The following is a 12,984-nucleotide window of genomic DNA, read 5'->3' as shown; positions in this document are numbered from 1 at the left end:
ACAAGACGAAACCCCCGCGATGTAGAAGCTACGCGAGGGTTCCTGGGGTGACTGTAACGGTCACCCGTGTGGCTCCGACCGGCATCGATCCGGTGACCTTTCGATTTTCAGTCGAACGCTCTACCAACTGAGCTACAGAGCCGAGCGGCATGTCTGCCGCTTCCTAGACGAAAGGCCTCCTCGAAAGAAGGCCCGTCGCTATGGAGCGACCCTGACGGGACTTGAACCCGCGACCTCCGCCGTGACAGGGCGGCACGCTAACCAACTGCGCTACAGGGCCATGATTGTTAACTTGTGTTCGGCGAGTGACCCCAACGGGATTCGAACCCGTGCTACCGCCGTGAAAGGGCGGCGTCCTAGGCCGCTAAACGATGGGGCCGGATGAACCCCGAAACCTTGCGATTCCGTGCTCACTTGCCGACGACCGAGCCTACTTCATGATTCTCGAGATTGCCAATCGAGGGCGTGGCGGTCCGGCGCCCCGGCGTGTCGAGGGGTCAGACTGGGCCGCGGCAGCGGGAACTCGCCCTGTTGTTCGTGTGATTCGTGTTGCTACTGTGGTGCGAGTTGCGAACCGGTGAGATGAGGTATTCCCGTGACGCTTGACCCCCTCGACGGCGCCGACGACTGCGGTTGCGCGCCCAGCCCCGCCGAGCGCGCGCGTCTGTGGCCGTCGCTGGACCGCCGCGGAGCACTGAGGCTCGGTGCGTTCGGGGCCGTCGCCCTCGGTGCCATCGGGGCCACGGTGCCGTCGCTCGTCTCGTCGTCCCCCGCCTTCGCCGCCGACTACCCCTCGTGGGCCGATGTCGAGGCCGCGCGGGCCAACGAGGCCGCCAAGGGCGCCGAGATCACCCGCATCCAGGGTCTGATCGCGGGCCTGCAGTCCGAGGTCGAGCGCACGCAGGCCGAGGTCCAGGCGCGTTCCGACGAGTACTACGCCGCTCAGCAGGCGTTCTTCGACGCCGACTACCGCGCTCAGCAGATCCGCGCCCAGGCGGATGCCGAGACCGCCAAGGCGACGGATGCCGCGACCAAGGCCGGCAAGGTCGCGGCGCAGCTCTATCGCAGCGGAGGCGACGACACGTCGCTCGACCTTTTCTTCTCGGGCTCCGCCGCCAGCGCCGATGACCTCCTCGCCAAGCTCGGCACGATGGACAAGCTGCTCGACCGCAACCGCTCGGTCTACGCCGCTGCCGTGGCCGCGCGCGACAGCGCCAAGAACCTCGGCAGCCAGGCCGACGACGCCAAGGCCGAACGCGACCGCCTGCAGAAGATCGCCGAAGACAAGATGGTCGCCGCGCAGCAGGCGGCGGACGCCGCGCAAGCCGCTCTGGCCGCGCAGCAGGCGAATCAGGTCGTGCTGCAGGCCCAGCTCGCCGCACTGCAGGACACGACCGCGAAGACGGTCGCCGACTACCAGGCCGGCGTCGAGGCCGAGCGCAAGGCGCGCGAAGAGCGCGAGCGCAAAGCCCGCGAAGAGGCCGAAGCGCGCGACCGCGCCGCCCGTGAGGCGGCGGCGGCCGCGGCGGCCGCTGCCAACAACGGCGGCGGCGGAGGCGGCGGCGGTGGCGGCGGCGGTGGCGGCAGCAGCAGCGGTGGCGGAGACGTCGTCAGCTCGGGATGGGCTCGTCCCTCCTCGGCGGGAACGACGTCGGGATACGGACCCCGCACCGGCCAGTGCGGTGCGAGCTATTGCGCGAGCACCTGGCACCTCGGTCTCGACTTCGGTGCGAGCTGCTGGTCGCCGATCTACGCTGCGGCGAGCGGACGCGTCACCTACGCCGGGCTGAACAGCGGCTACGGCAACTACATCCGCATCCAGCACGACGACGGGTCGGGCACCGGGTACGCCCACATCGTCAACGGCGGCATCTACGTCTCGTACGGACAGCGCGTGTCGGCCGGCCAGCAGATCGCCGCGACGGGGCAGACGGGCAACTCGTTCGGCTGCCACCTCCACTTCGAGGTCTACCCGCCGTGGGGCGGGACGACCGACCCCGCGCCGTGGCTGCGCGATCGCGGCGTCTGGGTCTGAGCAACGCGAAAGCCCCCGGTCGATGACCGGGGGCTTCGTCGTGACCGGGAGGTCAGAGCGTGTTGGGCGCTTCGCCCTCACCCTGCGTCTTGGTCTGTGCGTCGTGCTCCTCGAAGCGCGCGAACGCCTCGCCGACCAGGCGCTCGGCCTCGGCGGCATCCGCCCACTCGTCGACCTTGACCCACTTGTGGGGCTCCAGGTCCTTGTAGTGCTCGAAGAAGTGCGAGATCTCCTTCTTCGTCCAGTCGTCGATGTCGCCGACGTCCTGGATGTGGTCCCAGCGCGGGTCCTTCGCGAGCACCGCGACGACCTTGTCGTCGCCGCCGGCCTCGTCGCTCATCTTCAGCACGCCCACGGGGCGCACCTTCGCGAGGATGCCGGGGTAGAGGTCGCGGTCGAGGAGGACCAGCACGTCGAGCGGGTCGCCGTCTTCGCCGAGGGTGTTCTCGAAGAAGCCGTAGTTGGCCGGGTAGCCGAACACCGTGTACAGGATGCGGTCGAGGAAGACCCGGCCCGTGCCGTGGTCGACCTCGTACTTCACGCGGCTGCCGCGCGGGATCTCGATGACGGCGTCGTACGCGCCCATACGTGTGCTCCTTAGATCGGTGGAATTCCGCGCCCAGCCTAGTCGGGGCGTCCGCGCTGACGTGGCCTGCGCGCCAGGGCGGATAGCGTGGATGCCATGCACGAGCGGCGACCCGGACTCGACCCCGCCGTGGCCGAGGTGCGGCGGGCCGTCCGTGCCGCCCTCGACGGGCGCGGCGTCGTCATCGTCGCGCTGTCGGGCGGGGCGGACTCCCTCGCGCTCGCGGCGGCGACCGCGTTCGAGGCGCCGCGTCTCGGCATCCGTGCGGAGGCCGTCGTGATCGACCACGGCCTCCAGGGCGGATCGGATGCCGTGGCGGCCGCCGCCGCGGAGAAGGCGCGCGCTCTCGGGCTCGACGCCCGCGTCGTGACCGTGCGGGTCGGCTCGACGAACGGACCCGAGGCCGCTGCGCGGGAAGCGCGGTACGCCGCTCTCACCCGCGTGGCGGCGGAGACGGGCGCCGACGCGGTGCTGCTGGGCCACACCCTCGACGATCAGGCCGAGACGGTGCTGCTCGGACTCGCGCGGGGGTCGGGGGCGACGAGCCTGTCGGGCATGGCGCCCGAGCGGCGGGATGCCACGGGCCCGGTGTGGCTGCGCCCGATGCTGGGGGTGCGTCGCGAGACGACCGTCGCGGCGTGCGCGGCCGAGGGGCTCGAGCCGTGGACCGACCCGCACAACGCCGACCCCGTGTTCGCGCGCGTGCGCGTACGGGAAACCGTGCTGCCGGTGCTCGAGCGAGAGCTCGGTCCCGGTGTCGCGGAGGCGCTCGCCCGCACCGCGGAGCAGCTGCGCGAGGACGCCGCGGCCTTCCAAGACATGATCGACGAGACGATCGAGGACATCGTCGAGCATGCCGAGGCCGGGATATCGGTCTCGGTCGCGGCGTTGGCGGCCAACCCCGCCGCGCTGCGCAACCGCATCGTGCGGTACGTCGTCGACAGCGAGTTCGGCGTCGCCCTCACCCGCGCCCAGACGCTGGAGGTCGCCCGCCTCGCCACCGACTGGCGCGGACAGGGGCCGATCGACCTTCCCGGCTGCCTCGCCCGCCGTGTCGGGGGCCGGATCGAGATCGTCGCGCGGGCGGCATCCTGAGTCGTCCCGCGTAGGATTCAGGGATGCGCGCGGCCGACATTTCCGACGACATCAGTGAAGTCCTCCTCACCGAGGAGCAGATCCACGACAAGCTCGCCGAGCTCGCGGCACAGGTCGCGGCCGACTACGCCGGGCGCGACGTCGTGCTGGTGGGCGTCCTCAAGGGCGCCGTGATGGTCATGGCCGACTTCGCCCGCCACCTGCCGATGCACATCACGATGGACTGGATGGCCGTGTCGTCCTACGGCGCGAGCACGCGCTCGAGCGGCGTCGTGCAGATCCGGAAGGACCTCGACACCGACATCACCGGCAAAGACGTGCTGATCGTCGAGGACATCATCGACTCCGGCCTGACGCTCAGCTGGCTTCTGGAGAACTTCGCCTCGCGCGGGGCCGCGTCCGTCGAGGTGCTCGCGCTCCTGCGCAAGCCGGATGCCATGAAGGTCGAGGTCGACTGCCGCTACGTCGGGTTCGACATCCCCAACGACTTCGTCATCGGGTACGGCCTGGACTACGCCGAGAAGTACCGGAACCTCCGCGACGTCGCCGTCCTCGCGCCGCACGTCTACTCCTGATCACCCGCCGGATGCGGCGCGCCGGCGCCCCGGCATCCGTCTCCCGCTACGCCCACGACGAACGCACAGGCCCGGCATAGTCGCCGGGCGTTACCCTGACTTCACCGCTTTTTCCGCAGCGGATCACGAAAGGGCTGGGCTCGCCCACCATGGATTTCAAGAAGATCACGCGCAATCCGATCATCTACGTTCTGTTGGTCGGTCTGCTTCTGGTCATCGGTTTCTCGCTGATCTCGAACCTCAGTGGGGCGAAGCAGATCTCGACCCAGGAGGGTCTGCAACTGCTGAAGGGCACCACGGTGACCTCGGCGACGACCAATGACACCGACCAGCGCGTCGATCTCAAGCTCTCCCAGCCCTTCGAAGGCGCCGACTCCGTGCAGTTCTACTACGGAGGTGCGCGTGCGTCCGAGGTGGCGACGGCGATCGACAACGCCGCCCCCAAGGACGGCTTCAACGACGTCGTGCCGCGCCCCGGGTTCCTCGACGGTTTCATCTCTCTGATGCTGCCGCTCGTGCTGCTGGGCCTGCTGTTCTGGTGGCTGCTCTCCAGCGCGCAGGGCGGCGGGAGCAAGGTCATGCAGTTCGGCAAGTCGCGCGCGAAGCTCGTGACGAAGGAGACGCCCACCGTCACCTTCCAGGACGTCGCCGGATCCGACGAGGCCATCGAGGAACTCGAAGAGATCAAGGACTTCCTGAAGGACCCGAAGAAGTTCGAGGAGGTCGGCGCCCGCATCCCGAAGGGTGTGCTGCTGTACGGCCCTCCCGGTACCGGCAAGACGCTGCTCGCCCGCGCCGTCGCGGGTGAGGCGGGCGTTCCGTTCTACTCGATCTCGGGTTCGGACTTCGTCGAGATGTTCGTGGGTGTCGGCGCGAGCCGCGTCCGCGACCTGTTCAACCAGGCGAAGGAGAACTCGCCGGCGATCATCTTCATCGACGAGATCGACGCCGTCGGTCGCCACCGTGGTGCCGGTATGGGCGGCGGTCACGACGAGCGCGAGCAGACGCTGAACCAGATGCTCGTCGAGATGGACGGCTTCGACCCCAAGGTCAACGTGATCGTGATCGCGGCCACCAACCGTCCCGACATCCTCGACCCCGCTCTGCTGCGCCCGGGCCGTTTCGACCGGCAGATCGGCGTCGATGCCCCCGATCTCAAGGGTCGGCAGCGGATCCTCGAGGTGCACGGCCGCGGCAAACCCCTGTCCGACTCGGTCGACCTCGAGGTCGTCGCCCGCAAGACGCCCGGTTTCACCGGTGCCGATCTCGCGAACGTGCTGAACGAGGCTGCGCTGCTGACCGCGCGCTCGAACGCGCAGCTCATCGACAACCGCGCCCTCGACGAGGCGATCGACCGCGTCATCGCCGGCCCGCAGCGGCGTACGCGCGTGATGAAGGACAAAGAGAAGCTCATCACGGCGTACCACGAGGGCGGCCATGCGCTCGCGGCGGCGGCGATGAACCACACCGACCCCGTGACGAAGGTCACGATCCTGCCGCGCGGCAAGGCGCTGGGCTACACGATGGTGCTGCCGCTGGACGACAAGTACTCCGTGACCCGCAACGAGCTGCAGGACCAGCTGACGTACGCGATGGGCGGACGTGTGGCCGAGGAGATCGTGTTCCACGACCCCACCACCGGTGCCTCGAACGACATCGAGAAGGCCACCAGCATCGCGCGGAAGATGGTCACCGAGTACGGCATGACCAACGAGGTCGGTCCGGTCAAGCTCGGCTCGTCCTCCGGCGAGGTGTTCATGGGCCGCGACATGGGTCACGGCCGCGACTTCTCGGAGCGCATCGCGGAACGCGTCGACGCCCAGGTGCGTGGACTGATCGAGCAGGCGCACAACGAGGCGTACCAGGTGATCAACGACAACCGCGAGGTGCTCGACCGCCTGGCGCTGGCCCTGCTCGAGAAGGAGACCCTCGACCACAACGAGCTGGCCGAGATCTTCAAGGACGTCAAGCGTCTGCCCCCGCGCCCGCAGTGGCTGTCGTCGGGCGACCGTCCGGTGTCGAGCCTGCCGCCCGTCGAGGTGCCGCGCCGCTCCGCTACCGCGGGGGTCGCCGCGTCCACCGAAGCCGACGCGCAGCCCGCGACCCAGCCGCAGCGCCGGCCGAGCGGACAGACGCGTCCGGCCACCGCCTAAGGCGCCGTGGCCGTCGACCGGGAGCGCGTGTCCGCGCTCGTACGCGAGCTGCTCGAGGCGATCGGTGAGGACCCCGATCGCCCGGGCCTGCGGCAGACCCCGGCCCGGGTCGCGGACTCGTGGAGCGAGTTCTTCGGGGGAGTCGGGCAGGATGCCGGCGCTCCGCTGCAGCACACGATCTCGGTGACGCGCGGGCCCGCTCCCGACACCCTTCCGTCCGGCGCGGTGATGCTCCGCGACATCGCGTTCCGATCGATGTGCGAGCACCATCTGCTGCCGTTCCGGGGACGCGCGCACGTGGCGTATCTCCCGGGGGAGGAGGTCGTCGGACTCGGCGCGCTGCCCCGGGTCATCGACGTCCTCGCCGCACGACCCCAGGTGCAGGAGCGCCTCGGCGAGCAGGTGGCCGACACGATCGCGGCGGCCCTGGACGCCCGCGGTGTGCTCGTCGTGCTGGATGCCACCCACGAATGCGTCACGATGCGCGGGGGGCGCCAGCCCGAAGCCTCGACCGTGACGATCGCCGCGCGCGGTGCGTACACCGACCCCGTGGCCCGCGCCGAGCTGATCGCGTTGATCGGTCGGGGGCGCGGATGACCCTCGTCATGGGGATCGTCAACGTCACCCCCGATTCCTTCAGCGACGGCGGGCGGTTCCTCGATCCCGACGTCGCGATCGCGCACGCCCGCACGCTCCACGCCCAGGGCGCGGACCTGCTCGACGTCGGCGGTGAGTCGACGCGGCCGGGAGCCGACCGGGTCGCCCCTCGGATCGAGCAGCAGCGCGTGCTCCCGGTCGTTGCGGCATTGGCATCCGAGGGTCTGTACGTGAGCGTCGACACGATGAACGCGACGACCGCGCGGGCCGCGGTCGCCGCGGGCGCCCGATTGGTCAACGACGTGTCGGGTGGTCTCGCCGACCCCGAGATGTTCGCCGCGGTCGCCGAATCGGGCGCCGAGATCGCGCTCGGGCACTGGCGCGGACCGTCGGCCGAGATGTACGCACGGGCGGAGTACGACGACGTGGTCGCCGAGGTGATCGCGGAGCTGGGCGAGCGAGTGGACGCGGCGGAGGCGGCCGGCATCCCGCGTTCCCGCCTCATCGTCGACCCGGGCATCGGCTTCGGCAAGCGCGGAGATCAGAACTGGCAGGTGCTGCGCGCGCTGCCCCGCGTGGGAGACCTCGGATGCCGTGTGCTCGTCGGCACGAGCCGGAAGCGGTTCCTCGCCGAGACGATCGGCGCCGACGCCGACCTGGATCGCCGCGACCTGGCGACGGCGGTCACCAGCGCCCTGGCGGGTCGCGCCGGCGCGTGGGCCGTGCGCGTGCACGACATCCCGACCACTCGCGACGCGCTCGCCGTCGCCCGCGCCTGGGAGGCCTGATGGACTTCGCCGACGAGATCACATTGACGGGGGTGCGCGCCTTCGGGTTCCACGGCGTCTACGCCGACGAGAAGCGGGAAGGGCAGGAGTTCGTCGTCGACGTGGTGCTGCAGCTCTCGCTGCGACCGGCCGCCGAGTCGGACGACGTCGTCGACACCGTGCACTACGGCGAACTCGCCGAGCGCATCGTCGCCCACGTCGAGGGCGATCGCGTCGATCTGCTGGAGACCCTCGCGCAGCGCATCGCCGACGATGTCCTCGCCGACGAACGCGTCCTGCTCGTCACGGTGACCGTGCACAAACCGCACGCCCCGATCACCGTCCCGTTCGCCGACGTGTCGGTGACGATCCGCCGGGGGCGCGTGTGAGCGTCCGCTTGGCGCACGGGATCGGCGACCCGCCCTCCGAGGTGCCGGTCGCGGCCGTCGTCGCCCTCGGGGCCAACCTCGGCGCGCGCGCCGCGACGCTCTCCGCGGCCGTCGAGGAGCTGCGCCTCCTGCCGCTGACGACCGACGTCCGGGTGTCGGCCCCCATCGAGACGGTCGCCGTCACCCTCGCCGGAGCCGATGCCGACGCGCCGCGTTATCTCAACGCCGTCGCGCTGCTGCAGACGCGGTTGGCGCCGGCGACGCTGCTGCGCGAACTCCACCGCATCGAGGCGGACCACGGGCGTGTGCGTCGCGAGAAGTGGGGCGATCGCACGCTGGATCTCGACCTCATCGCCTACGGCGAGGCCCGCATCGACGAGCCGCATCTGACCGTCCCGCATCCCCGCGCGCACGAGCGCGAGTTCGTCCTCGCTCCGTGGCACGACATCGACCCGGATGCCGAGATCCCCGGGCGCGGACGGGTCGACGCCCTGCTCGCCGCTGTCCGCGAGGAGGCATCGTGAAGCGGACCGGCGCGACGATCCTGATCGTGGCCGCCCTCGCGGGGCTCGTCGTCGGCTTCCTCGTCGACGCCATGCTCACGGCGGCCGCACGCCCGACCTTCGTCCCCGTGGCGAGCCTGCCGACGATCCTCGTCCTCCTGGCGGCGGTCGTGGTGGGGGTCGCGGTACCGATCTTCCGCGCGTCCCGCGGGCGGAGCGCCCGGCGCATCGACCCGTTCCGGGCGCTGCGCGTCGCGATGCTCGCCAAGGCCTCGTCCCTCGTCGGCGCGGCGGCGACCGGTTTCGCTCTGGGGCTCCTCGCGTTCGTTCTCACCCGTCCGTTCACTCCGTCGCTAGGCTCGTTGGGGTCGGTCATCGCGACGGCGGTGTGCGGTGCCGTCCTCGTCGTCGCGGGACTCGTGGCCGAGCAGCTGTGCACCATCCGGAAGGACGACGATGACGAACACCCCGGACCTTCCGGAGCGCACCCCGACGCCGGACCCTCGATCCGCTGAGCCGGCCGCGTCCGTCCTCGACGAGGCCACCTACGACCGGATCCTCGAACCGCGCGCCGAGGGAAGGCTGCCGCTCGGCGACGGCACGTGGCATCAGCTCGCCCGGGCGTACGTGCGGGTGCAGCTGATCTCGCAGGGCGCGGTCTTCGTCCTGGTCCTCGTCGCCGCGATCGTCGCTCAGGCCTTCTCCGGGTTCCTGTGGCAGTGGATCCCCGTCGGTGTCGTGCTCGTGGTCACCGCGATCGGCATGATCATCACCCCCCGCCAGGCGCGTTCGACCGGCTATCAGCTGCGCCGCGACGACCTCGTCTTCCGCCGCGGCATCCTGTGGCAGCGCGTGGTCGCCGTTCCCTACGGCCGCATGCAGCTCGTCGACATCACCCACGGTCCTCTCGATCGTGGCTTCGGTATCGCTCAGCTCAAGCTCGTCACGGCGGCGGCGTCGTCGGGGGTCACGATCCCGGGCTTGACGCAGCGCGCCGCCGAGGAGCTGCGCGACACCCTCATCGACGTCGCCGAGACCCGCCGGACCGGGCTGTGACCGACCACACCGGTTCTGACGGCCGGCCCACCGATCCCCGGTGGGACCCGCCGCCCGCCGAAGCCGTGGTGCCGGAGGGCGCCGCGCCGGGGGATGCGCCGCCGCGTGCGCTCGTCCGGTCTCCGCTGAGCGACGGCGAGTGGCAGCGGCTGCACCCGCTGACACCGCTGCTGCGGGGCGGGCTGTTCCTGCTCGTGATCATCGGCATCATCGTCGCCAACCTCCGCGAGCGGTTGATCGAGCTGTTCCTGCCCGCGGTGACGGATCTGCCGCCGGGGGTCATCCCGCCCGACCCGGTCGATTTCATCCTCGCCAACAACCTCATCCTGATCGCCGCCGGCGGCGCCCTCGCGGTGCTGATCGTGCTGCTCGTGATCTTCCGGCTGTCGTGGAGGTTCCACACCTTCCGGATCAGTGACGACGATGTCGAGGTGCGCTCGGGTGTTCTCTTCCGCACCCATCGGCGGGCTCCGCTCGATCGGGTGCAGGGGGTCAATCTCACGCGTCCGATGGTGGCGCGACTCCTGGGGCTCGCGAAGCTCGAGGTCGTGGGCGCCGGTCTCGACTCCAACGTCAAGCTGGAGTACCTGTCGGCCAAAGCCGCGGAGACGGTTCGCGGTGACATCCTGCGACTCGCGTCGGGGCGACGCCTCGCCGAGCGCGGAGTGTCTTCTCCGGCGGGCTCTGCGGTCCAGCAGGCCGCCGACGCGGTGGCTGCCGGCATCCAGGGCATCGTCGACGGTGAGGACTTCTCGGATGCCGAGCCCGAGAGCATCGTGCGGATCCCGTTCGGACGGCTCGTCGCTTCGCGCCTGCTGAGCGGGTCGACGCTCATGCTGGTGGCGCTGATCATCGCGATCATCGTCGGGGCCTCTCTTTCGACGTTGTGGTTCCTGTTCACGATCGTCCCGGCGTTCCTCGCCTTCGGGGCCTACTACGTGCGCTCCATCGCACGGGGTCTGCGCTACTCGATCGCTCCGAGTCCGGACGGCGTCCGGCTGACGTTCGGGCTGTTCACGACGATCAGCGAGGTGGTGCCGCCGGGGCGTGTGCACGCGATCGAGGTGCACCAGCCGCTGCTGTGGCGTCCGTTCGGCTGGTGGAGCATCTCGGTCAATCGGCTCACCGGCCGGGGGTCGACCGACTCGACCACCGACCCGTTCGCGGCGGTCCTGCCCATCGGCACACGTGACGACGTGGAGAGGGTGCTGCGCATCCTCGCCCCCGCGCTGCCGCCGGAGGAGTGGAGCCTGGTGTTCCGGGACGGCATCCTGGGTCCGATCGACGACGACCCCTACGTGGTCACGCCTCGGCGGGTGCGACTGTTGCGACCCTTGTCGTGGCGTCGCAACGGCGCGGTGGTCACGCCCGACGCGCTCTTCCTGCGTCGCGGGTGGGTGCGGCGAACGCTCGTGATCGTCCCGTTGGCGCGACTGCAGTCCGTGGGACTCCGTCAGGGCCCCCTGGGGCGCGCCACGCGCACGGCCACCCTCGCCGCGCACGTGATCGCGGGGACGGTGCGGACGTCGGTCGGCGCGCTCGACCGCGATGCCGCGCTGACCCTGTTCGACGACACCGCCCGCGCGACGGTCGCCGCCGCCGCCGAGGACCGCAGCCATCGGTGGGCCGGATGAGCGGGGGGCGCGACGGTCGGCTCGGTGTCGGCGTCATCGGGGCGGGACGCGTCGGCCCCGTGCTCGCAGCTGCGCTCGCCGGAGCGGGGCACGCGCTGACCGGCATCACCTCGGGATCCGACGACGACCGCGTCGAGGCGATTCTTCCAGGCGTGCCGGTGCTGCCGCCCGAGGAGGTCGTCCGCCGGAGCGAGCTCGTGGTCATCGCGGTGCCGCACGATCAGCTCCCCGGTCTCGTCGCGGGGCTCGCCGATCTCGGCGCGTGGCAGCCGGGGCAGCTGGTGCTCCACACCGACCCGGCGTTCGGCGTCGACGTCCTCACCCCGGCGCTCCAGCGCGGTGCGATCCCGCTCGCCATCCACCCGGCGATCGTGTTCACCGGTGCGTCGTCGATCGATCTGCGCCAGCTCGCGCAGGCGTACGCCGCCGTGACCGCCCCGGGGCCGGTGCTGCCGATCGCGCAGGCGCTCGCGGTCGAGCTGGGATGCGAACCGGTGGTGATCGCCGAGGCGGATCGCGTGGCGTATGCCGAGGCGGTGGCCACCGCGACGCAGTTCTCGCGGTCGATCATCCGCCAGTCCGCGTCGCTTCTCGCCGGGGTCGGCGTCGACAATGCCGGGGCGTATCTCTCGGCGCTCGTCCGATCGAGCGTCGACCAGGCGCTGGCGGAAGGCGTCGGGGCGGTCGGTGCGGACGGTGCGCCGCCGGACGCTACGATCGACGGATGATCCGCACCATCGAGGATCTGCGCACCCGACTGGCCGAGGCCAGAGGCGCAGATCGCCCGGACGGTGCTGCGCGCGTCGCGCTCGTCTCGACGCTCGGGGCCCTCCACGACGGCCATGTCGACCTGATCCGCGCGGCGCGAGAGCGCGCCGACCTCGTCGTCGTGTCGACCTTCGTCAATCCGCTGCGGTTCCGCGCGGCCGAGGAGACCGCGGCCTACCCGCGCACGCCGGACGCCGATGCCGATCTGCTCGACGACCTGGGCATCGACCTCGTCTTCGCGCCGACCGCCGCCGAGTTCCTCCCCGCGGGGACGGCGACCACGCGGGTGTCGGCCGGAGATCTGGGTCTGCGGTACGAAGGACGGGTCCGCCCGTTCTACTTCGATGGTGTGCTCACCGTCGAGGCGAAGCTGTTCCATCTGATCCGGCCCGACGTCGCCGTGTACGGCGAGCGGGATCTGCAGCGGGCGTTCCTCGTGCGGCGCATGATCCGCGACCTCGACTTCGGCATCGAGACGGTGCTCGTCCCGACCGTGCGCGCCGACGACGGTCTGCCCGTCTCGAGCCGCGTGGAGCTGCTCGATGAGGCTGATCGTCGAGCCGCGGCCAAGCTTCCCGTGGCGTTGGAGGCGGCGGCATCCAATGCCGATCTGGGGGTGGACTCCTGCATCGCGGCGGCGCAGTCGTCGCTCATGGGGGAGTCGCGAATCCACCTGGAGTACCTCTCGGTCGTCGATCCCGACACGTTCCTGCCGGTGGACGACGGCCACCGTGGGCGGGCGATCGCGCTCATCGCCGCGACCGTCGGAGGGCATCGGTTCATCGACAACGCGGAGATCTCGCTCCGCTGAAGATCGTCGAGGGGG

Annotated in this window: 14 protein-coding genes and 3 tRNA genes; 13 read left to right on the top strand and 4 right to left on the bottom strand. The window is 70.7% G+C overall.

Annotated elements, in window-relative coordinates; translation table 11 throughout:
* Window positions 1–69: 69 nt before the first annotated feature.
* The 3 genes from BW982_RS08165 to BW982_RS08155 all read right to left on the bottom strand — a co-directional run bounded on the left by BW982_RS08165 (window position 70) and on the right by BW982_RS08155 (window position 379).
* Window positions 70–142 (bottom strand) — tRNA-Phe (locus tag BW982_RS08165).
* Window positions 143–206: 64 nt separating this feature from the next.
* Window positions 207–280 (bottom strand) — tRNA-Asp (locus tag BW982_RS08160).
* A gap of 26 nt (window positions 281–306) precedes the next feature.
* Window positions 307–379, bottom strand: a tRNA-Glu gene (locus tag BW982_RS08155).
* 216 nt (window positions 380–595) lie between these two features.
* Here BW982_RS08155 and BW982_RS08150 point away from each other — a divergent pair.
* On the top strand, window positions 596–2,035 hold the full coding sequence (locus BW982_RS08150) for a M23 family metallopeptidase (RefSeq protein ID WP_076492073.1): 1,440 nt from the start codon (window positions 596–598) through the stop codon (window positions 2,033–2,035).
* 52 nt (window positions 2,036–2,087) lie between these two features.
* On the opposite strand, the gene BW982_RS08145 is transcribed toward BW982_RS08150, so the two are convergent.
* Entirely contained in the window at window positions 2,088–2,621 is a 534-nt protein-coding gene (locus tag BW982_RS08145; protein ID WP_076492071.1) for an inorganic diphosphatase, read from the bottom strand.
* Window positions 2,622–2,717: 96 nt separating this feature from the next.
* Between BW982_RS08145 and tilS the strand changes: the two genes are divergently transcribed.
* From tilS to panC, 12 genes are all read left to right on the top strand, one after another.
* Window positions 2,718–3,716: a tRNA lysidine(34) synthetase TilS gene (gene tilS / locus BW982_RS08140; protein ID WP_076492069.1), complete on the top strand. Its 999-nt coding sequence runs from the start codon at window positions 2,718–2,720 to the stop codon at window positions 3,714–3,716.
* Between the two features lie 23 nt (window positions 3,717–3,739).
* Entirely contained in the window at window positions 3,740–4,291 is a 552-nt protein-coding gene (gene hpt, locus BW982_RS08135) for a hypoxanthine phosphoribosyltransferase (RefSeq protein WP_076492067.1), read from the top strand.
* Window positions 4,292–4,440: 149 nt separating this feature from the next.
* Window positions 4,441–6,444 (top strand): ATP-dependent zinc metalloprotease FtsH, encoded by a 2,004-nt coding sequence (gene ftsH / locus BW982_RS08130; RefSeq protein WP_076492065.1) that lies wholly within the window; start codon window positions 4,441–4,443, stop codon window positions 6,442–6,444.
* Between the two features lie 6 nt (window positions 6,445–6,450).
* Entirely contained in the window at window positions 6,451–7,041 is a 591-nt protein-coding gene (folE, locus tag BW982_RS08125) for a GTP cyclohydrolase I (RefSeq protein WP_076492063.1), read from the top strand.
* On the top strand, window positions 7,038–7,829 hold the full coding sequence (gene folP / locus BW982_RS08120) for a dihydropteroate synthase (protein WP_076492061.1): 792 nt from the start codon (window positions 7,038–7,040) through the stop codon (window positions 7,827–7,829). The genes folE and folP overlap by 4 nt, the downstream gene beginning before the upstream one ends.
* On the top strand, window positions 7,829–8,197 hold the full coding sequence (gene folB / locus BW982_RS08115) for a dihydroneopterin aldolase (RefSeq protein WP_076492059.1): 369 nt from the start codon (window positions 7,829–7,831) through the stop codon (window positions 8,195–8,197). Before folP ends, folB begins: the two co-directional genes overlap by 1 nt.
* Entirely contained in the window at window positions 8,194–8,721 is a 528-nt protein-coding gene (gene folK, locus BW982_RS08110; protein ID WP_076492057.1) for a 2-amino-4-hydroxy-6-hydroxymethyldihydropteridine diphosphokinase, read from the top strand. Before folB ends, folK begins: the two co-directional genes overlap by 4 nt.
* Entirely contained in the window at window positions 8,718–9,215 is a 498-nt protein-coding gene (locus BW982_RS08105) for a DUF3180 domain-containing protein (protein ID WP_076492055.1), read from the top strand. Before folK ends, BW982_RS08105 begins: the two co-directional genes overlap by 4 nt.
* A complete protein-coding gene (locus tag BW982_RS08100) occupies window positions 9,157–9,756 on the top strand; it encodes a PH domain-containing protein (RefSeq protein WP_083696593.1) in 600 nt (199 codons plus the stop codon). The genes BW982_RS08105 and BW982_RS08100 overlap by 59 nt, the downstream gene beginning before the upstream one ends.
* Entirely contained in the window at window positions 9,753–11,390 is a 1,638-nt protein-coding gene (locus BW982_RS08095) for a PH domain-containing protein (RefSeq protein WP_254845558.1), read from the top strand. Before BW982_RS08100 ends, BW982_RS08095 begins: the two co-directional genes overlap by 4 nt.
* Window positions 11,387–12,118 carry a DUF2520 domain-containing protein gene (locus BW982_RS08090; RefSeq protein WP_076493573.1) on the top strand — a complete coding sequence of 244 codons (732 nt, stop codon included), beginning with the start codon at window positions 11,387–11,389 and terminating at the stop codon, window positions 12,116–12,118. The genes BW982_RS08095 and BW982_RS08090 overlap by 4 nt, the downstream gene beginning before the upstream one ends.
* Entirely contained in the window at window positions 12,115–12,969 is an 855-nt protein-coding gene (gene panC / locus BW982_RS08085; protein ID WP_076492053.1) for a pantoate--beta-alanine ligase, read from the top strand. Before BW982_RS08090 ends, panC begins: the two co-directional genes overlap by 4 nt.
* The last annotated feature ends 15 nt before the right edge of the window (window positions 12,970–12,984 follow it).

Origin of the sequence: Microbacterium sp. RURRCA19A, from assembly GCF_900156455.1 — a bacterium.
GTDB lineage: Bacteria > Actinomycetota > Actinomycetes > Actinomycetales > Microbacteriaceae > Microbacterium.
Note: the sequence above shows the minus strand (reverse complement) of the source record. Positions and strands in the feature narration are given on the sequence as shown.

Excerpts from the sequence above, each read along its gene's own strand:
- BW982_RS08145 (WP_076492071.1), bottom strand. The coding sequence starts at position 2,621 with ATGGGCGCGTACGACGCCGTCATCGAGATCCCGCGCGGCAGCCGCGTG.
- tilS (WP_076492069.1), top strand. The coding sequence starts at position 2,718 with ATGCACGAGCGGCGACCCGGACTCGACCCCGCCGTGGCCGAGGTGCGG.
- hpt (WP_076492067.1), top strand. The coding sequence starts at position 3,740 with ATGCGCGCGGCCGACATTTCCGACGACATCAGTGAAGTCCTCCTCACC.
- ftsH (WP_076492065.1), top strand. The coding sequence starts at position 4,441 with ATGGATTTCAAGAAGATCACGCGCAATCCGATCATCTACGTTCTGTTG.
- folP (WP_076492061.1), top strand. The coding sequence starts at position 7,038 with ATGACCCTCGTCATGGGGATCGTCAACGTCACCCCCGATTCCTTCAGC.
- folB (WP_076492059.1), top strand. The coding sequence starts at position 7,829 with ATGGACTTCGCCGACGAGATCACATTGACGGGGGTGCGCGCCTTCGGG.
- BW982_RS08100 (WP_083696593.1), top strand. The coding sequence starts at position 9,157 with ATGACGAACACCCCGGACCTTCCGGAGCGCACCCCGACGCCGGACCCT.
- BW982_RS08090 (WP_076493573.1), top strand. The coding sequence starts at position 11,387 with ATGAGCGGGGGGCGCGACGGTCGGCTCGGTGTCGGCGTCATCGGGGCG.
- panC (WP_076492053.1), top strand. The coding sequence starts at position 12,115 with ATGATCCGCACCATCGAGGATCTGCGCACCCGACTGGCCGAGGCCAGA.